Origin of the sequence: Streptomyces sp. NBC_00984 (genome assembly GCF_045162475.1) — a bacterium.
Lineage (GTDB): Bacteria > Actinomycetota > Actinomycetes > Streptomycetales > Streptomycetaceae > Streptomyces.
In genome coordinates this window covers 1,710,738-1,728,442 of the sequence record NZ_CP108734.1, presented here as the reverse complement: position 1 = coordinate 1,728,442, position 17,705 = coordinate 1,710,738, and the positions used below count along the sequence as shown (strand labels likewise).

The following is a 17,705-nucleotide window of genomic DNA, read 5'->3' as shown; positions in this document are numbered from 1 at the left end:
CTGGCGCCATGTCGACGGAGAACACACCCCCCACCGCACCCCGTCCGGGCCGCAAGCGGAGCGAGGAGAGCCGGATGGCGATCCTGGTCGCCGCGTTCGAGCTGATGGGCGAGGTCGGATACGCGGGCCTGACCATCGAGGGCATCGCCGCCAGGGCCGGCTGCGGGAAGCAGACGATCTACCGGTGGTGGCGATCCAGGGCCGACGTCCTGCTCGATGTGCTCGCCGTCAAGGGCGAGTTGTACGTCACCACCGCCGACCAGGGTTCGTACCGCGACGACCTGCGGGCCTTCCTGGCCGACACCTATCGGCTCGCCGGAAACAGGCAGGTCACCGGCATCCTGTGCGCGCTGATGGCGGAGGCCCAGATCGACGAAGGGTTCGGTGAGCGGTTCCGTACCGGCTTCCTGGAGGGGCGCCGCGAGGCGCTCCGGGAGATCCTCGACCGGGCCGGACGGCGCGGCGACCTGCCGGCCCGCCCGGCGCCGTCCACGGTGCTCGACCTCGTGTTCGGCATGCTCTGGTACCGCGTCCTGGCCACCCGCGAACCCTTCGGCGAGGACCTCGTCGACGAACTGCTGACCCTTCTCGCGCCGGAACCGGCGGCTTCCGGCGCGAGGCGGGAGTGACCGTCCGCCCGGGACGGGCCGTGCACGGCGCGCGCTGCGGAGCGCGCGCGGGCGTCCGCGTCGGGTTCAGCACTCGAACGACAGGCCGCGCGCCTTGTGGTGCGCAACACGGGAGGGATGCGACCCTGAGTGGTATGAACATCCCTTTCTTGGACAACTGGCGTAAGCGTCACGACGGTGCGCGGGGGGCGGGGCTCGCCGCCGCCGTCGCCGCCGATCCCGATGGCGTGGCCGAGCTCCTCGCCGAGTGCGAGCTGCTGCGTGTCCGGGCGGGGCAGCGCGGGCTCGAACTCGACGACAGCCCGGCCTCGTTGGCGGCTCTCGACCAGTTGCCGCCGCGCTGGCGCGACGACCCCGAGGAGCTGCCCTGGCTGGGCAACGACGCCGGGTTGTACCTCGGGACGGTCCTGGTGCGGAACGTCTCCGGCGCGGCCTGGAACATCTGGCCCAGTGGGCGGCCCGTGGTGCGGCTCGCCTCCGGGCGGGAGATCGATGTGGTCGAGGCCGGGCTGGACTGGGCGATGGCCGGCAGTCCCGAACTCTCGCAGGTGTACTCGGAGTCGGCCGAAGGATAGGGATTTCACTACAACCGAATAAGAAGCCTTATGCCCCATTTGTGCGTGTCGGTGACGAAGTCCCTTTTCGGGCTGGATAGTTTGCGCTGACCTCGACACAGCGAAAAGTGGGTAGGGCAGCGTATGGCCGTCGATCCGTTGATCGAGCTGCGGGACGTCAACAAGTACTACGGACAGTTGCACGTACTGCGGGACATCAATCTCACCGTCGGCCGCGGGGAGGTGGTGGTGGTCATCGGCCCCTCCGGCTCCGGCAAATCGACGCTCTGCCGGACCATCAACCGGCTGGAGACGATCGAGTCCGGCCGCATCGCGATCGACGGCAGACCCCTCCCGGAGGAGGGGAAGGGCCTCGCCCAGCTCCGTGCCGAAGTGGGCATGGTCTTCCAGTCGTTCAACCTGTTCGCGCACCGGACCGTGCTGGCCAACGTCTCGCTCGCCCAGCTCAAGGTCCGCAAGCGGAAGAAGGACGAGGCGGACCGGCGCTCCCGTGAACTGCTGGAGCGGGTCGGACTGGCCTCGCAGGCCGACAAGTTCCCCGCCCAGCTCTCCGGCGGTCAGCAGCAGCGCGTGGCCATCGCCCGCGCCCTCGCCATGGACCCCAAGGCGCTGCTCTTCGACGAGCCCACCTCGGCGCTCGACCCGGAGATGATCAACGAGGTGCTGGAAGTCATGCAGCAGCTCGCCCGGGACGGCATGACCATGGTCGTCGTCACGCACGAGATGGGCTTCGCCCGCTCCGCCGCCAACCGCGTGGTCTTCATGGCCGACGGACGCATCGTCGAGGACCGCACTCCCGAGGCGTTCTTCACCGCTCCGGAGAGCGACCGCGCCAAGGACTTCCTGTCCAAGATCCTCAAGCACTGACGGGCGGCTCCGTGTTGCGTACGAGAAAAGTTCTGGCCGCCTGGGCCGGCCTCCTGCTGGCCGTGCTCGCCGCCGCGTGCGGCAAGGAGGGCAGCCCGCCGGTGAAGGGTCCGAAGCCCGAGCAACTGCCGGTCTACAAGGTCGACTCCGGCTTCCGGCTGCCCGCCTCGCCGACCTGGACGAAGGCGAAGAAGCGCGGCTACCTCCGGGTCGGGGCCAAGGAGGACCAGCCCTACCTGGGCGAGAAGGACCCGGCCACCGGTGTCTACTCCGGCTTCGACATCGAGATCGCCAAGATGATGTCGGCCTCGCTCGGGTTCGACCCGAAGACGATCCGTTTCAAGACCATCGCCTCCGCCAACCGCGAGACGGCGCTGCAGAACGGGCAGATCGACTACTACGTCGGCACCTACACCATCAACGCCATGCGCAAGAAGCTCGTCGGATTCGCCGGTCCCTACTTCATGGCCGGACAGAGCCTCCTCGTCCGCACCGACGAGCACGACATCAACGGCCCGCAGGACCTGGCCGGCAAGACGGTCTGCTCGGCCGCGGGGTCGACCCCGTACCAGCGCATCGCCGCCGACTACCCGAAGGCGATCCTGGTCGCCTACGACACGTATTCGATCTGCGTCGACAATCTGCTGACCTACCAGGTCGACGCCGTCACCACCGACGACGCCATCCTGCTGGGCTTCGCGGCCAAGGCGCCCAAGGAGATGAAGGTCGTGGGCAAGCCGTTCTCCCAGGAGCCGTACGGCATCGGCGTCCCGCGCAGCGACAACGCGCTGCGGTTCGCCCTGAACGACGCCCTGGAGGCGAACGAGAAGAACGGCAACTGGAAGAAGGCGTTCGAGGCCACACTCGGTCTGTCCGGAGTGCCCGCGCCGAAGCCGCCGCCCATCGACCGCTACCCGGCTACCTGAGAGGGCGGGCATCGACGATGGACGTACTCACCGAGAATTTCACGCTCTACGGCAAGGGTTTCCTGGGCACGGTCGAACTGACCGTCTACTCCTCGATCCTGGCCCTGCTCCTCGGCTTCTTCATGGCCTCCTGCCGGGTGTCCCCCGTCGGATCGCTGCGCGTGCTCGGCACGGTCTGGGTGATGGTGCTGCGCAACACCCCGCTGACGCTGCTCTTCTTCGCGGTCCTGCTCGGTCTGCCGCGCTTCGGCCTGGTCCTTCCCTTCAAGGTCTTCGCGGTCCTCGCGCTCGGCTGCTACACCTCCGCGTTCATCTGCGAGGTGCTGCGCTCGGGCATCAACACCGTGCCGACGGGACAGGGCGAGGCGGCCCGCAGCCTCGGTATGACGTTCGGCCAGACGCTGAACACCGTGGTGCTGCCACAGGCGTTCCGGTCGGTGATCCCGCCGATCGGCTCCACCCTCATCGCCCTGGCCAAGAACTCGGCCATCGCCGGGGCGTTCAGCGTCACCGAACTGCTCGGCACCTACAAGACCCTCAACGAGCTGGGCTACAGCATCATCTGGACCTTCGTCTGGATCGCCGTCGGCTACCTGATCATCACCCTGTCCATCAGTGCGCTCTTCAACGTGATGGAGAAGCGCTGGGGAGTCGCCCGATGACCACCCGCACCGCGCCGTCCGCCACCGCGCTCTACGACATCCCGGGCCCGGCGACCCGCAAGCGCCATCTCCTGTACGGGATCGTCTCGACGGCCCTGATCCTCGCCCTGCTCGGCTGGGTCGTCTATCTGCTCTTCGACACCGAACAGTTCACCAGCGCCAAGTGGACACCCTTCGAGTACAAGGGCATCCAGGAACTGCTGCTGCGCGGACTGGGCAACACCCTCAAGGCGTTCGCGTACGCCGCGGTGCTCTCCCTCCTGCTGGGCGCCGTCCTCGCCGTCGGCCGGCTCTCCGAGCACCGGGCCGTGCGCTGGATCGCGACGCTGCTCGTGGAGTTCTTCCGGGCCATGCCCGTCCTGGTGATGATCTTCTTCATCTTCGTGGCGCTGAAGGTGCAGCCGCTGCCCGCCCTGGTCACCGGTCTGACCCTGTACAACGGCTCGGTGCTCGCCGAGGTGTTCCGCACCGGGATCCTCTCGGTGGAGCGCGGCCAGTCCGAGGCCGCGTACGCCCTGGGGTTGCGCAAGACGCAGGTCACCACCTTCGTACTGGCCCCGCAGGCGGTGCGCGCCATGCTGCCCACGATCATCAGCCAGCTGGTCGTGGCGCTGAAGGACACCTCGCTCGGCTATCTGATCACCTACGAGGAATTTCTCCACGCGGGCAAGCTCATCGCGTCCAACCTCGACTACGATCTTCCCTTCATCCCCGTGGTGATGGTGATCTCGCCGATCTACATCGGGATGTGCATGCTGCTCTCCTGGTTCGCGACCTGGGTGGCCAAGCGGGAACGGCGTAATCCGAAGATGAAGGCCGTGGAGATCGCACCGGCCGAACCAGGAACGCTGCTGCCGGGAGTGCAGTAGCGGGGTCCGCCGCGAGGCGGTCCCGGCAGAGCGGTGCCTGCCCGGCAGCAGCCGGTGATCACTTCTCGCGCAACGGCACGGACACGTACGACGGGTCCGCCGGGGTCGAGGAGAAGGTCAGCTGCGATCCGGCCGGGTTGTGCTCGATGCAGAGCGGATCGACGGTGTCGATCACCAGGGTGAGACGGTGACCGGCCGGAACGTCGTAGGCGGTGGAGAACAGCTCCAGGTCTACGGGGGAACGGCCGGCCCGGCGTCTGCCCGTGGAAGGTATAGGGGGCGTTGCTGATCAGCTTGCCCAGGCCGAGCGGCCCTTCGTCGTAGAGATACGCGACGAAGGTGCCGCTCTCCTTGTTTCCGGTCACCGTGGTGTGGAGCTTCGTCGTGCCCCGGATGTGCTGCGGCCCGCGTACTTCCCGGACTGCCAGACGCCCGCGAAGGTACGGGACTTGAGCTGGACCGGCGGCTCCTCGTCGATTCCGCTGCGCTCACCCTTGAGGGAGCGGTCGAACCAGCGGTGTGCGTCGTTCCAGGTGTCGTTGGGCAGGCCGAGCAGTCCGGTGGCCTCCGCCGTGGCGTGGTCTCCCGGGCGGAACTCCAGGCGCTTGGGGCCGCCGAGCTTCTCGTGGAACGAGGCGTACTGGTTCGGCGGAAAGATCGTGTCGCCCCAGGCGTTGCCCATCATGACGGCCGCGCCGTCGGCGTTGATCTCGTCGAGTAGGTGGCGGGGGAGCGCTTCCCGCCCCACTCGATCACGTCCTGTCCCTGGCGAGGCCGGAGCCGAGGAATTGGGCGAGTGCACGGTTCGGCTCGTCGCTCGGGCGGCCGGTGAGCAGACCGGTGCCGCCGAGGAGGGCGGCGGCCTGGAGGCGCTGGGTCGGCCCGCTACAGTGCGCTCTTCGCCTGCCAGTCGGACCACGACACGTTCCACGCGCCGTACCCGTTGCCCTCCGCGACCGTGCCCTTGGCGTCCGCGCCGGTGATCTCGAACGGGTCACCGACCCGCACCTGCTGGTACAGCGCGGCGGCGTTGGCGTCGCTCATCCCCACACAGCCCGAACTGTGGTTGGCCACCCCGAAGTAGGCCGCGTTCCACGGCGCCGCGTGGGCGTACATCCCCGACCAGGTCAGCCGCATCGAGGAGTCGACCATCTTGTCGTAGGCATCGCCGAGGCCGACCGTCTCGGAGCGCATGTTGATCGTGCCCTCCTTGGCCATCAGTACGGCGGTGCCGCGCCAGGACGCCTTCTCGCCGCCGGGGGTGCCTGCCGACATGGGCACGTCCATGACGGTCTTCCCGTCCCGCTTCAGCGCCAGCCGGTGACGGTCGAGATCGACCTTGACCACCTGGTCGGCGCCGATCGTGAAGGTGGTCCGGTAGTCGCGGACGAACCAGCCGCCGGACGGGCCCGAGTCGATGCCGTTGAGATCGGCGTCGAGCGTGACCTTCGTGCCGGACTTCCAGTACTCCTTGGGCCGCCAGTCGACGCGGTCCTTGCCCGAGTAGTCCTGCAGCCAGCCCCAGGAGCCCTCGGTGTTGTTCGAGGTGGAGACCTTCAGGGCCTTTTCCACCGCCGCCTTGTCCTTGACCGGGTTGTCGAAGACGACCGAGAGCGGCTGGGCCACGCCGACCGTGGTGTTCTTGCCGGGGGCCAGCGACAGCTTGTTGACCTTGTCGGCGGTGGCGGTGGTGAAGCCGGCCTTCGCGCTGCCGCCCTCGGTGTTCTTCGCCTCGACGCCGTACGTGGTGCCGGGCGCGGCCGGCCGGTCCGACGTCCAGGTCCTGCCGTCGGCCGCTATCCGGCCGGTGAGCGCCTCGCCACCGTCCGCGCTCACGGTGACCGCCTTCAGCTTTCCGGTGCCCAGCGTCACCTTCACCGGCGTGCCCGGGGCCGCCTGGGCGCCCCGGAGGTTCACCGAGATCTTGGCGTCGGAGGCCGACGCGGCCGCGTGGCCCTTGTCCGACTCCGAGTCCGACGCGGCGGCACCGGAACAGGCGGTGAGCATGGTACCGAGCACCGCGGTACCGGCGATCAGGGTGAGCCGGACCGGGCGGCCGAGCGGAGTGGTACGGCGTACGGGTCGGCGTGCAGCGATCAAGGGAAAAACCTCCAAGGCATTGCTTCTCGTCGATGGAGAGGTATTTGTCCGACGATAGGTTCCGCAAATCGGCCAAAAACCGGGAATTTCCCTGTGTGACATGTATCGCAGCGCAACGGTCATCGTTCGGTCACATATGCCGCTCGGCTCCGTCACGGACCGCTGTGAGCATCCTGTGCGGCCCCGCAGAGCCGACAGCGGGGCGGACCAGGGAGGGCCACGAACATGTCAGCGCTGCTCGCGACCGGAGACCGCGGCCATGACCGGGAGCTGCGGATACGCGGCCTGACCGCCGCCGAGCACCGGGCATTCCTGTCCACCCGCCCGGGGGCGAGTTTTCTGCAATACCCGTCCTGGGCCGGGGTGAAGGAGCGCTGGACCTCGGAAATGGTCGGCTGGTACGGCGACTGGGGCGAACTGACGGGAACCGCTCTGGTGCTCTACCGCCAATTCCCCGGAACCCGCAAATACTTCGCCTATCTGCCCGAAGGTCCGGTGGCCGACTGGGCCGACCCGGACATCGACGGCTGGCTCGGCCCGCTCATGGCACATCTGCGCAGGGCCGGCGCCTTCGCCGTACGGATCGGCCCCTCACCGGCGTACCGCCGCTGGGACACCGGCCGACTCAAGGCAGCCACCGGGCCCGGCCGGAAAATCTCCGACGTACTGGCGACCGAGGTGGACCCGCTCGGCGCGGCCGTCGCCGATCGGCTCCGGGCCCGCGGCTGGCGCCGCTGCGGCGGCGACGGCAAGGACGCCGACGCACAGCCGCGCCATGTCTTCCACGTGCCGCTCGCCGGACGGACCCCCGACCAGCTCTGGTCCGGACTCAACCAGGAATGGCGCCGCAACGTGCGCACGGCCCGGAAGGCCGGGGTGCGGATCGTCATCGGAGGGGAGTCCGAACTCCCGGAGTTCCACCGACTGCTGCGGATCACCGAGGAACGCGACGGCTTCCGGCTCGGCCGCTCCCTCGCCTATTTCCAGCGGCAGTACGCCGTGCTCAACGCCGAACAGCCCGGCCGGATGAGGCTCTACCTCGCCGTCCACCAGGGCGAGATCCTGGCCGCCCACACCATGGTCAGCACCGGCCGACGGGTCTGGTACCAGACCGGAGCGTCCGCCGACCACCGCCGCGAGGTCCGTCCCAGCAACGCGTTGCAGTGGCGGATGATGCTCGATGCCCATGGGCTCGGTGCCGATGTGTACGACATGCGCGGGGTACCCTCCACCCTTGACCCCGACGACCGCCCCTTCGGGCTGCTCCGCTGGAAGCTCGGCACCGGCGGTCAGGTCGTCGAGACGCTCGGAGAGTGGGAGCCATCGGTGGGCGGAGCCACGAACAACGCGCTGTACCGCGCGTTCCAGGCGTACCTGGCCCGCCGATGACGGCCACCGAAGCGACCGGCACGACGGTCGCGGACCCCAAGCCCCGTTCGGTGCTGCGCAACGGCGCCGTCATGGCGGCCGGCTCCATCGTCTCCCGGGCGACCGGGTTCATACGCTCGGCGGTCGTCGTCGCCGCGCTCGGCACCGGGCTCCGGGCCGACGGGTACAACGTCGCCAACACCGTGCCCAACATCCTCTATACGCTGCTCATCGGCGGGGCGCTCAACGCCGTCTTCGTCCCCGAGCTGGTGCGGGCGGCGAAGAACCACGCCGACGGCGGGGCCGCGTACACCGACCGGCTGCTCACCGTCTGCACCGTGGGTCTCCTCGCCCTCACCGGCCTCACGGTTTTCGCCGCACCGTGGATCGTCGCGGTCTACGCCCCCGGCTACCACGGCGCACAGGCGGACGTGACCGTCGCACTGGCCCGCTACTGCCTGCCGCAGATCCTCTTCTACGGACTGTTCACCCTCCTCGGGCAAGTACTGAATGCCCGGGGGCGGTTCGGCGCGATGATGTGGACCCCGGTCCTCAACAACGTGGTGATCATCGCCGTGTTCGGGCTCTACCTGGGCATCGCGGCGGGCTCCGACGGCACGCTCTCCCCGGACCGGGCCCGGTGGCTCGGCTGGGGCACGACGGCCGGGATCGTCGTCCAGACGCTCGCCCTGGTGCCCGCGCTGCGCGCCGCGAAATTCCGCTGGCGCCCCCGGTTCGACTGGCGGGGCAGCGGCCTCACCCGGCCGCTGCGCGCGGCCGGCTGGCTGGTCACCCTCGTGCTGACCAACCAGATCGCCTACTGGGTGGTGACCCGGCTCTCCACCACCATCGGCCAGCGCGCCGACAACATGGAACTGGCGGGCGGCGCCGGCTACACCGCGTACAGCTACGCCTATCAGCTGTGGGTGGTGCCGCACGGCATCGTGACCGTCTCGCTCGTCACCGCGATGATGCCCCGGATGAGCCGGGCGGCGGCCGACAACGACCTGCCGGGCCTGCGACGCGACGTCTCGTACGCCCTGCGCACCTCGGCCGCGGTCGTGGTGCCCGCGGTGGCCCTGCTGTTCGCACTGGCACCGTGGGTGATGGGAGCGGTGTACGGGTACGGGGCCACGGACGACGCGGACATCGCCGTGATGGCGGGCATGACGATGGCGTTCGCGCCCGGACTCATCGCCTACTCGGGACAGTACGTGCTCTCCCGGGCGTTCTACGCGATGAGCGACACCCGCACGCCGTTCCTCCTCAATCTGGTGATCGCGGCGCTCAACGCCGGGCTCTCGGTCGCCGCGTATCTGCTGCTGCCGGTCCGCTGGGCCGTGACGGGAATGGCCGGCGCCTACTCGGTGGCGCTGTTCGCGGGCTTCGCGGCCACCGCGTACGTGCTGCACCGCAGGCTCGGCCGCGGTGACGCCACCGGAACCCCGCCGGTGCGTTCGCCCGCGCTGTGGGCGCAGCTCCGGCTGGTGGTGGCGTCCGTGCCCGCCGGGCTGCTGGGGTACCTGGCCGCCCGGAGCTGCGCCGGGTTCGGGGACTTCGCGGCGGTGGGCGCGGGCTCCTTCGTGCTCCTGCTCACGGTGGCGCTGCTGGCCCGGCCGCTCCGGCTGCGGGAGGTCAGCGCCGTGATCGCGGCGGGCCGGGGACGGCTGCGGCGGGCATGACCCCGCCGGGCAGACCTGCCCGCTCACCCATTCGAATCCATTTCTTGATCGCTGGGATACTGCTGTCATGCCTCGCGTGTTGCTGATCGAAGACGACCCCTCCGTGCGCGAAGGGGTCGAGCTGGGGCTGCGGCGGCGCGGCCACGAACTGCGCGCCGTGGAGAGCGGCGAGGCGGGGCTGGCCGCCCTGGGGGATTTCCGGCCCGATCTGGTGCTCCTCGACCTGATGCTCCCCGCGATGAACGGGGTCCAGGTCTGCCGCCGGATACGCGAGACCAGCCAGCTGCCGATCATCATGCTCACGGCCCGGGGCGACGACTTCGACGTGGTCGTCGGGCTGGAGGCCGGCGCCGACGACTACATCGTCAAGCCGGCCCGTACCGAAGTGATCGAGGCCAGGATCCGTGCCGTACTGCGCAGGCACGTCGAACCGGCCGGGCGCGGCGGCACCGAGATCCACGGCGAACTGGCCGTCGACCGGGCCGGACTCTCGGTCGCCAAGGCCGGGCAGCGCCTCCTGCTCGCACCCTCCGAACTGAAACTGCTGCTCCATCTGTCGGCCTCGCCCGAGCAGGTCTTCAGCAGACAGCAACTCCTCGAATACGTCTGGGAGCACAGCTACCACGGCGACGCGCGCCTGGTCGACGCGTGTGTGCGGCGGCTGCGGCAGAAGATCGAGGACGTGGCGGGCAGCCCGCGCTACATCCAGACCGTCCGCGGCTTCGGATACCGCTTCGGTCCGCTCGGATGAGACTCTTCGCCGCCCGGTTCGGACTGCGTACCCGCCTCGTCGGAGCCTTCCTCCTGGTCGCGGCGATCAGCGCCGCCACCACCGCCACCCTCACCTACCGCGAGGCCCGTTCAGCCATCCTGCAACAGGCCCAGGACACGGCCGTCGACCAGTTCCGCGACCGGATCGGCGCACAGGCCGTGACCCTGCCGGTGGACGAGGAACAGCTGCGGCGGGCCTGCCAGAGCCTCGCCAATGAAGGCAAGCCGCACCCCTGGGTCGTCTTCGCCGAGTACGGGACGATCCGGGTCTCCTCCTCGAACCGTCCCACCTCCGAGGTGATCACCCCCGAACTGCAGGCCGCCGCCCGAGGCAGCGCGCACGGCTCCTTCCAACGGGTCGTCAAGGACGGCGTGCCCTGGCTGACCGTCGGAATGCCCGCCCTCATCGACCGCGGCGACGGGGGCCAGCCCACCGGACTCGTCCTCTACGCCGTGATGCGGCTCTCCACCGAGGCGGCCAATGTCGAAGCCATGGTGACCGCGGCCCGCGACGGCGCCCTGCCCGCCCTCCTGATCGCGCTGGTGCCCGCACTGCTCGCGGCCCGCAGCGTGCTGCGCCCGGTGCGCGACCTGCGGCGGGCCGCCGCGGGCATCGGCCGGGGCGAACTCGACACCCGGATCGAGGTCCGGGGCTCCGACGAACTCGCCGGACTCGCCCGGACGTTCAACGACTCGTCGACGAAGCTCCAGGAGTCGGTGGCGGAGCTCCGGCAGGCGGAGGCGCGGGCCCGGCGCTTCGCCTCCGACGTCTCGCACGAGCTGCGCACCCCGCTCGCCGGAATGCTCGCCGTCACCGAGGTGCTCGACGAGGACGCGGCCCAGCTGAACCCCGACACCGCGGCGGCCGTCCGGCTGATCAGCGCCGAGACGGGCAAGCTCGCCACCCTCGTCGAGGACCTGATGGAGATCTCCCGCTTCGACGCGAGGGCCGCGGACCTCCACCTCGACGAGGTCGATGTCGCCGAAGCGATCCGCAAGACCCTGGAGAACAGGCACTGGGAGGACCGGGTCCGCACCGAACTCCCCGACGGAATACGGGCGATGCTCGATCCACGCCGCTTCGACGTCATCGTCGCCAACCTCGTCGGCAACGCCCTGCGGCACGGTGCGGAGCCCGTCACGGTACGGCTGCGGACCGAGCGGAAGGGCGCGGTGGACCGGCTGGTGGCCGAGGTCGCGGACAGCGGTCCGGGCATCGACCCCGCCGTGCTGCCCCATATCTTCGACCGCTTCTACAAGGCCGACGCGGCCCGCACCCGGTCGGCCGGCAGCGGACTCGGACTGGCGATCACCCAGGAGAACGTACGGCTGCACGGCGGCACCGTGCGCGCCGCCGACGGGCCCGGGGGCGGCGCGGTCCTCACCGTGGAACTGCCGCTGGAGGGGCCGTGAGGGGCGTACGCGCCCTCGGCGCACTGCTGCCCCTCCTCCTGCTGGCGACCGGGTGCGGGATACGGGCCACGGACGTCGTCGAGGTCGGCGACCCGGCGATCGTCGACGTGGCGCCGGGACGCGAGCAGAGCACACTGCTCTACTTCGTGTCCTCGTCGTCCGCGAACCGGCTGATGCCCGTCGTACGGCCCATCGCGATACCGGCGGAAGGCACCTTCCCGGGCGGTGCGGAAGCGACGTGGGGAGGGGCCGACCGGGCGGTCGCCCTGCTCTTCGACGGGCCGAACAAGAGCGAGGTCGCGACCGGCCTGCGCACCGAACTTCCCTACGCCCGCATCGCTCCGAGCGTCGATCTGGGCCCGGACGGCGTCCTGGTCCGGTTGAACACGGCCGTCACCACACTCTCCGAGGTGGCCCGCCAGCAGCTGATCTGCACCGCCGCGCAGGCCCGCACCGCGGACCGGGGCGAGGCGGTGAAGGTGGTCGGCACCGATGGCGTCATCGGGCCGGCCCGATGCGCCGTGTGATCCCAACCCCTGCACATGGACCCGGCCGTCGGAGACCGCCGCCGCGGCGGCCGACTCGTCGGGCAACCGTCGATCCCAGCGTTCCTCGCCGGTCGCCGCGTCCAGCGCGCGGATCCGGGAGGTGTCGCGCAGCGGGTTGGCCGGGCGGCGGACGACGTAGAGCAGGCCGTCGGCGACCACCGGCGCACCCGAGTGGCCCACCCGCTGCCGCCAGTGCTCCTGCCCGTCCACGGCACCGACCGCGTGCAGCACACCGGACTCGCCGACGACGTACACCGTCCCGTCGGCGACCGCCGGCGTCTCCTTCAGGGCACCGATCGCGTCGAAGGACCAACGCGCCGCGCCCGTCACCGCACGGCGAATTCGCGCACGGCCGGGGTGAGCAGCCGCGCCGCCGTCTCCAGGTCCACGCTCGCCACGACGTGGTTGGCGTCGTAGGCCGGGTCACCGATCTCGTACAGAGGGCGGTCCGGGCGCTCGGTGACACAGTCGAAGACGCTGAACCAATGGCTGTCCAGGGTGCCGCTCACGGCGTCCAGGGCCATCGCCTTCTCGGCAGCGACGCCGAGCGGCCCCGCGCACTACCGCATGCGTTCGGGATGCCAGTCCGTGTACGTCCACCGGCGTTCCTTCGCCGGACGACACCGCGCCGCGCTGCGGTCCCGCTGATCCTCTTTCCTCGACATGCCTGCCCCCTCCATTCGCCCAGGGAACCTACCGGCCCCAACTCCCGTCACGGCAAAGACGTCGGGCCCCGCCCGGGGACAGAATCGTCGGGTTCGGCAACCGGTGGCGCGCCTGTCCGACCGGATGGGCTGTTGGCGGGGTTCGAGGGGGAGCCGGGCGCGGTTCGGCGTGGTCTGGAGCGCGCGGCCCAGCGGCGACTGCACTGGCGTAACACCCCATGCCCGAGGCAGCGCCTTTCCAGCTCCGCGAACCACCGTTCGACCTGGTTGATCCACGACGAGTGCGAGGGGGTGAAGTGCAGCTCCGCCACGCAGGCACAATCCTCGCCCGCAGGGCCGGCCCCTGCGCGGTCGTACGACCGAATGCCGCCGATCGGGCGAGCGCGTCCAACGCACCGTACCTTTCGGGGGCGCGTCCAGTTTGCCGGACATGGAAGCAGTGCAGAGGCCCAGCATCCTGACGGCAACGGTAGGCAGCGATGGGAACTTCCTATGATGTCGACGCCATCGGCTACGACCGAAAATGCTGCGGAATCTCTCGTTTCGCCGGTGAATTCACACAATGAGTGGGACCCGCTGGAGGAGGTCATCGTCGGGCGTCTCGAAGGCGCCACGATCCCTTCCAATCATCCGGTTGTAGCCTGCAACATCCCGCCATGGGCTGCGCGATTGCAGGGGCTGGCCGCCGGCTGCAGGTATCCGCGCATGCTGATCGAGTCCGCGCAGCATGAACTCGATCAGTTCATTGCTCTCCTGCAATCCCTCGGTGTCACAGTCACGCGCCCGGACGTGGTCGACCACAGTCGACGCTTCAGTACCCCGGACTGGTCGTCGCGCGGTTTTGGCAACTCCTGCCCGCGTGACAGCATGCTCGTGATCGGCGATGAGATCATCGAGACGCCGATGGCATGGCCTTGCCGCTATTTCGAGACCCACTCCTACCGCAAGATTCTCAAGGACTACTTCCGGCGCGGCGCGCGCTGGACGGCGGCGCCAAAGCCGCAGCTCACTGACGCGCTCTTCGAGAAGGATTTCCGCATCCCTGAGCCCGACGAGCCCATGCGGTACATCCTCACTGAATTCGAACCAGTATTCGATGCGGCGGATTTCGTGCGAGCTGGACGCGACCTGTTCGCTATGCGGAGCAACGTCACCAACCGGATGGGCATCGAATGGCTGCGTCGCCATCTCGGATCCGGCTATCGCATCCACGAAATCGAGAGCCGCTGTCGCACGCCGATGCACATCGACACGTCGTTTCTCTTGCTCTCTCCGGGCAAGGTGCTGGTCAATCCTGAATACATCGATATCGACTGCCTGCCTGATGTTCTGAGCTCGTGGGACATCCTGATCGCACCCGAGCCCAACTCGATTGATGAGCGCCTGCTGAAGATCACCTCGATGTGTGGCAAGTGGCTCAGTATGAACATTCTCATGATCGACAACAAGCGAGTGATCGCAGAGCGCCACCACGTCAACATGCTGCGTGCGCTTGAGAAATGGGGATTCGAGCCGATCCCGTGCGACCTGCTGCACTACGCGCCGTTCGGCGGCTCATTCCACTGCGCAACGCTCGATATCCGACGTCGCGGCACGCTCGAATCGTATTTCCATTGACCGGCACGCAGTTCGCGGCGCGCCAAGGCCCGGTATAAGCCCGCGTGAGACGATTGCAATGCGCCGCAAGGTTGGCGACGGTTGTTGATGACTTCCGTGATCGGCGAGGTCCTGTCACCTGCGCCGGGAATCGCCGGCGGGAGCAACGGCCCGATCCACGCCCACTGCGCGTCAGTCAAAACGGCACACATGGACAACGACCGGAGGCGTCAGTCGGAATCGGCGCCGCTCGTCAGGCCGTCGGCCCCAGGCGGAGCCGCCGCACGTCCCGCACGAGCGTGTACAGAGCGCTGAGGAAGATCACGGCTCCAGCCCCGATCCAGAGGGCCGGTGCCCCGGAGCGGTAGTCACGAACGGCAAGGACGAGCAGCAACATGCTGGCAAGGAAGCCGAAGGCCGAGATCAGAGCGCTGATGCGGTTGGTCACACGGACATCATCAACGACAATCCCGGCCGGCGGGAGTGATCCAGACGAAAGACCCTAGGGCTGTCGTGTACGGACCCGGGCCCGGGGACGGGTGGGTGCCGGGGTGGGGCGGTGGTGTTGCTCGGCGAGGTGGTCCAGGCGAATCCCGTCGAGGAGGGTTCTGGTGATGCGTTCGGTGCCGTTGAGGACGGCGGTGATTGCGGCTTGGCGGATCAGCGGGGTCAGGCTGAGGACGGCGGCCATGTCCGCCCGGTCCGCTTCGCCGATATCGGTGGTGTCGGCGAGAAGGGCCAGACCGGTGCCGGGGCCGTCACGGAACCAGGCGGGTCACAGCACGGTGCAATTCAGGGAGGGCCTGGGCAGCAGGTTCTCATCGGCCTCGTCCATGGCCCTGAGATATGTCTCGACGAGTGGGTCTTTCGGGTGACGACCGGCGGGGTCGGCCCCTATGGAGGAGACCATGACCTGAGGGCTGTCCCGTGAGTTGCGCTGTGTCCGCGAGGGTGAGGGCCGCGGACGACAACAACATGCACAGCACTGAAAGTAGTCACATGTTACGTTGTGTGTTCAAGCTGTGTCAGGTGTCGGTGTGAAGCCGTACAGCCCCGGGGTGCCAGGAGCCGGAAGACGCCGAGGTGAGAAGCCGCGGGGACCACTCCGCCGCTCCTCCGCCGATGGCCACCACTCCACGCTCGGCGTAATCGTCACGTGACGGGCAGGCACGGACGGGAACCCAACATCGCCGACGCGGCGTCACCGGCCGCCGCACGGCAGGAGGACCATGACCGCCAACGAGGACGCTCTTCCCCTGCACCGGCTGACGTTCGCCGCCCCCGGCCCGCCCCAGCACACAACACTGCCCGACGGCAGCCCCGCCTGGCACTTCACCCGTTACGACGACGTCCGCCAGGTGCTGGCCGACGACCGGTTCACCCGAGCCCTGCTGCCCACGAAAGCCGCCTCGCCCCTCACCGACACCCCCGACGCCATGGCCAAGCAGGACGGCACCGGACATCTGCGACTGCGCCACACCGCCAAAGGCGCCTTCACCCCTCGCGCGATCGGCCGCGTGATGCCCATGGTCGCCGAGACGGTCGACCGGTTCATCGCCGACCTCGCCGACCACGGCCCACCCGCAGACCTCGTCGACCACTACACCCGCCCCCTGCCCATCGCCGTCATGAACAAGTTGCTGGGCATCCACGACCTGGACGACGCCCGGCTGCTGCGCTGGACCGAACTCGCCTTCCCCGAACCCTCGGTTCCCGAAGACGAAACCGCCGAGGCCGCACGCGAATTCACCGAATTCGCCACCCGCCTCATGGCCGAACGCCGACGCACCCCCGGCCCGGACCTGATCACCACCCTTGTACAGACCGCCGACCGCGAAGGCGGCATCCCCGAACCCCAACTCGTCAACTTCGTCACCACCCTCGCGGTCGCCGGCTACGACACCACCGTGACCATGCTGGGCAACGCCCTCCTCTACCTCCTGGACGAACGCCCGCAGGACTGGACCCGCCTGGCCTCCGACGGAGACGAAGAAGCCGCCGGGGCACTGGCCGACCGCCTGACACACCTGATCCCGCTCAACGATCCCGCGAAGCGATTCAACCCGCTGCGCGCCACCGAAGACCTGGAGATCGGTGGGGCAACCATCCGGGCCGGAGACCTCGTCACCCTCGACCGCGGCGCCGCCAACCGCGATCCTGCGGCCTTCCCCGGCGACCCCTTCGCCGACCTGTTCGCCCCACTGGAACACCCCACCCTCGCCTTCGGCGGAGGACAGCACTACTGCCTGGGTGTCGCCCTGGCCCGCACGGAACTCCGCCTTGCCCTGCACCGACTGGCCACTCGGCTCCCCAACCTCCGCCTGACCGTGCCGGTCGACTCCGTCGAGTGGCACACGAGTGCTCTCACCCGAAGCCCCCGGCACCTGCCCGCGACCTGGTAGCTCCCAGCTGCTCGACGCCTGCGGCACCTGCGGCACCTGACCCCACCGGGCGACACCAACCGGGAACCCCGGTGAACCGCCGGAGCACCGGACGATCGCGTCCGCGTCCGACTCGCCGCGGGGGGAAGAGCAGGACGCCCCGCCGCGACTCTGAGTGGTGCGGCGGCGAGGGGGAAGCACCGTGTTGTCCGGACGTATGCGTACGGCCGTGACCGCTGCCGTGGCGCGGACGGTTGCCGGTACGTGCCTGGGGCGGCTCAGGCCGATCCGGCCCGGCTCGAGTTGAAGGTCGCACAGGGCCGGCGGCCATAGCTGCCGGTGCCACGTGCGGAGGTCAACTCGGTCGTCCACAACCGGAGCTGGGTCTGCCTGACCACGCAGGCAACGGTTCGGGTACCTTGTCGATCAGCTGAACCCGGCGCTCTGTCGGCCTGGGATGTACGGGGGCGAGACGGCCCTTCGGATCCTGCGTGATCAGCTGTTGTTCGTAGAGCGCCGACCCGAGGCGTTCGCTCAGCAGCAGCGGGCCTGGGAAGGCCGCGGGGCCTGGTCTGGCCGCAGATGTGACGGGGCCTTCCGAGACCTCGTCCCTGGGGGCAAGTACGGGGCGCCGGCCGCCACGGCTGCCCTTC

At 69.2% G+C, this 17,705-nt stretch carries 17 protein-coding genes and 2 pseudogenes; 13 read left to right on the top strand and 6 right to left on the bottom strand.

Annotated elements, in window-relative coordinates:
• Positions 1-8: 8 nt before the first annotated feature.
• The 6 genes from OG520_RS07495 (at position 9) to OG520_RS07470 (ending at position 4,528) form a co-directional block, all read left to right on the top strand.
• Positions 9-629, top strand: coding sequence for a TetR/AcrR family transcriptional regulator (locus OG520_RS07495; protein WP_406012640.1), 621 nt, complete (start codon positions 9-11; stop codon positions 627-629).
• Positions 630-763: 134 nt separating this feature from the next.
• Entirely contained in the window at positions 764-1,204 is a 441-nt protein-coding gene (locus OG520_RS07490; RefSeq protein ID WP_406012639.1) for a DUF6278 family protein, read from the top strand.
• Positions 1,205-1,327: 123 nt separating this feature from the next.
• Positions 1,328-2,071 carry an amino acid ABC transporter ATP-binding protein gene (locus tag OG520_RS07485; RefSeq protein WP_266428985.1) on the top strand — a complete coding sequence of 248 codons (744 nt, stop codon included), beginning with the start codon at positions 1,328-1,330 and terminating at the stop codon, positions 2,069-2,071.
• A 14-nt stretch (positions 2,072-2,085) separates the two neighbouring features.
• Positions 2,086-2,997 carry a glutamate ABC transporter substrate-binding protein gene (locus OG520_RS07480; RefSeq protein WP_406016435.1) on the top strand — a complete coding sequence of 304 codons (912 nt, stop codon included), beginning with the start codon at positions 2,086-2,088 and terminating at the stop codon, positions 2,995-2,997.
• A 17-nt stretch (positions 2,998-3,014) separates the two neighbouring features.
• A complete protein-coding gene (locus OG520_RS07475; RefSeq protein ID WP_406012638.1) occupies positions 3,015-3,659 on the top strand; it encodes an amino acid ABC transporter permease in 645 nt (214 codons plus the stop codon).
• Entirely contained in the window at positions 3,656-4,528 is an 873-nt protein-coding gene (locus tag OG520_RS07470) for an amino acid ABC transporter permease (RefSeq protein WP_406012637.1), read from the top strand. The genes OG520_RS07475 and OG520_RS07470 overlap by 4 nt, the downstream gene beginning before the upstream one ends.
• A gap of 58 nt (positions 4,529-4,586) precedes the next feature.
• Here OG520_RS07470 and OG520_RS07465 read toward each other — a convergent pair.
• Positions 4,587-5,415, bottom strand: a pseudogene (locus tag OG520_RS07465) (CocE/NonD family hydrolase C-terminal non-catalytic domain-containing protein); the annotation flags it as partial.
• Positions 5,414-6,628 (bottom strand): Ig-like domain-containing protein, encoded by a 1,215-nt coding sequence (locus tag OG520_RS07460; protein ID WP_406012636.1) that lies wholly within the window; start codon positions 6,626-6,628, stop codon positions 5,414-5,416. The gene OG520_RS07460 and the pseudogene OG520_RS07465, both read right to left, overlap by 2 nt.
• A 225-nt stretch (positions 6,629-6,853) precedes the next feature.
• Between OG520_RS07460 and OG520_RS07455 the strand changes: the two genes are divergently transcribed.
• From OG520_RS07455 to OG520_RS07435, 5 genes are all read left to right on the top strand, one after another.
• Positions 6,854-8,017, top strand: coding sequence for a lipid II:glycine glycyltransferase FemX (locus OG520_RS07455; RefSeq protein WP_406012635.1), 1,164 nt, complete (start codon positions 6,854-6,856; stop codon positions 8,015-8,017).
• Complete coding sequence (gene murJ / locus OG520_RS07450) at positions 8,014-9,678, top strand: murein biosynthesis integral membrane protein MurJ (protein WP_406012634.1); 1,665 nt, start codon at positions 8,014-8,016, stop codon at positions 9,676-9,678. The genes OG520_RS07455 and murJ overlap by 4 nt, the downstream gene beginning before the upstream one ends.
• A gap of 67 nt (positions 9,679-9,745) precedes the next feature.
• Complete coding sequence (locus tag OG520_RS07445) at positions 9,746-10,429, top strand: response regulator (RefSeq protein ID WP_406012633.1); 684 nt, start codon at positions 9,746-9,748, stop codon at positions 10,427-10,429.
• The gene (locus OG520_RS07440) at positions 10,426-11,862 is read left to right on the top strand and encodes a sensor histidine kinase (protein ID WP_399332978.1); all 1,437 of its coding nucleotides are present in this window, start codon (positions 10,426-10,428) and stop codon (positions 11,860-11,862) included. The genes OG520_RS07445 and OG520_RS07440 overlap by 4 nt, the downstream gene beginning before the upstream one ends.
• Entirely contained in the window at positions 11,859-12,389 is a 531-nt protein-coding gene (locus OG520_RS07435; protein ID WP_406012632.1) for a hypothetical protein, read from the top strand. The genes OG520_RS07440 and OG520_RS07435 overlap by 4 nt, the downstream gene beginning before the upstream one ends.
• Before the next feature lie 96 nt (positions 12,390-12,485).
• Here the strand turns inward: OG520_RS07435 and OG520_RS07430 are convergent.
• Positions 12,486-12,740, bottom strand: a pseudogene (locus tag OG520_RS07430) (PQQ-binding-like beta-propeller repeat protein); the annotation flags it as partial.
• Complete coding sequence (locus OG520_RS07425; protein ID WP_399332975.1) at positions 12,737-12,934, bottom strand: hypothetical protein; 198 nt, start codon at positions 12,932-12,934, stop codon at positions 12,737-12,739. The pseudogene OG520_RS07430 and the gene OG520_RS07425, both read right to left, overlap by 4 nt.
• A 633-nt stretch (positions 12,935-13,567) precedes the next feature.
• Between OG520_RS07425 and OG520_RS07420 the strand changes: the two genes are divergently transcribed.
• On the top strand, positions 13,568-14,692 hold the full coding sequence (locus tag OG520_RS07420) for an amidinotransferase (RefSeq protein ID WP_406012631.1): 1,125 nt from the start codon (positions 13,568-13,570) through the stop codon (positions 14,690-14,692).
• Positions 14,693-14,924: 232 nt separating this feature from the next.
• On the opposite strand, the gene OG520_RS07415 is transcribed toward OG520_RS07420, so the two are convergent.
• Positions 14,925-15,119, bottom strand: a complete 195-nt coding sequence (locus OG520_RS07415; protein ID WP_399332973.1) for a hypothetical protein — start codon at positions 15,117-15,119, stop codon at positions 14,925-14,927.
• Positions 15,120-15,173: 54 nt separating this feature from the next.
• Positions 15,174-15,362, bottom strand: coding sequence for a hypothetical protein (locus OG520_RS07410; protein WP_406012630.1), 189 nt, complete (start codon positions 15,360-15,362; stop codon positions 15,174-15,176).
• A gap of 538 nt (positions 15,363-15,900) precedes the next feature.
• Between OG520_RS07410 and OG520_RS07405 the strand changes: the two genes are divergently transcribed.
• Positions 15,901-17,073: a cytochrome P450 gene (locus tag OG520_RS07405; RefSeq protein ID WP_406012629.1), complete on the top strand. Its 1,173-nt coding sequence runs from the start codon at positions 15,901-15,903 to the stop codon at positions 17,071-17,073.
• Positions 17,074-17,705: the final 632 nt, after the last annotated feature.

Bases quoted from the DNA above. Each gene is read 5' to 3' on its own strand.
- OG520_RS07440 (WP_399332978.1), top strand. From the start codon at position 10,426: ATGAGACTCTTCGCCGCCCGGTTCGGACTGCGTACCCGCCTCGTCGGA.
- OG520_RS07405 (WP_406012629.1), top strand. From the start codon at position 15,901: ATGACCGCCAACGAGGACGCTCTTCCCCTGCACCGGCTGACGTTCGCC.
- OG520_RS07470 (WP_406012637.1), top strand. From the start codon at position 3,656: ATGACCACCCGCACCGCGCCGTCCGCCACCGCGCTCTACGACATCCCG.
- OG520_RS07425 (WP_399332975.1), bottom strand. From the start codon at position 12,934: ATGGCCCTGGACGCCGTGAGCGGCACCCTGGACAGCCATTGGTTCAGC.
- OG520_RS07495 (WP_406012640.1), top strand. From the start codon at position 9: ATGTCGACGGAGAACACACCCCCCACCGCACCCCGTCCGGGCCGCAAG.
- OG520_RS07420 (WP_406012631.1), top strand. From the start codon at position 13,568: ATGATGTCGACGCCATCGGCTACGACCGAAAATGCTGCGGAATCTCTC.
- OG520_RS07475 (WP_406012638.1), top strand. From the start codon at position 3,015: ATGGACGTACTCACCGAGAATTTCACGCTCTACGGCAAGGGTTTCCTG.
- OG520_RS07410 (WP_406012630.1), bottom strand. From the start codon at position 15,362: ATGGCCGCCGTCCTCAGCCTGACCCCGCTGATCCGCCAAGCCGCAATC.
- OG520_RS07445 (WP_406012633.1), top strand. From the start codon at position 9,746: ATGCCTCGCGTGTTGCTGATCGAAGACGACCCCTCCGTGCGCGAAGGG.
- murJ (WP_406012634.1), top strand. From the start codon at position 8,014: ATGACGGCCACCGAAGCGACCGGCACGACGGTCGCGGACCCCAAGCCC.
- OG520_RS07455 (WP_406012635.1), top strand. From the start codon at position 6,854: ATGTCAGCGCTGCTCGCGACCGGAGACCGCGGCCATGACCGGGAGCTG.
- OG520_RS07485 (WP_266428985.1), top strand. From the start codon at position 1,328: ATGGCCGTCGATCCGTTGATCGAGCTGCGGGACGTCAACAAGTACTAC.
- OG520_RS07490 (WP_406012639.1), top strand. From the start codon at position 764: ATGAACATCCCTTTCTTGGACAACTGGCGTAAGCGTCACGACGGTGCG.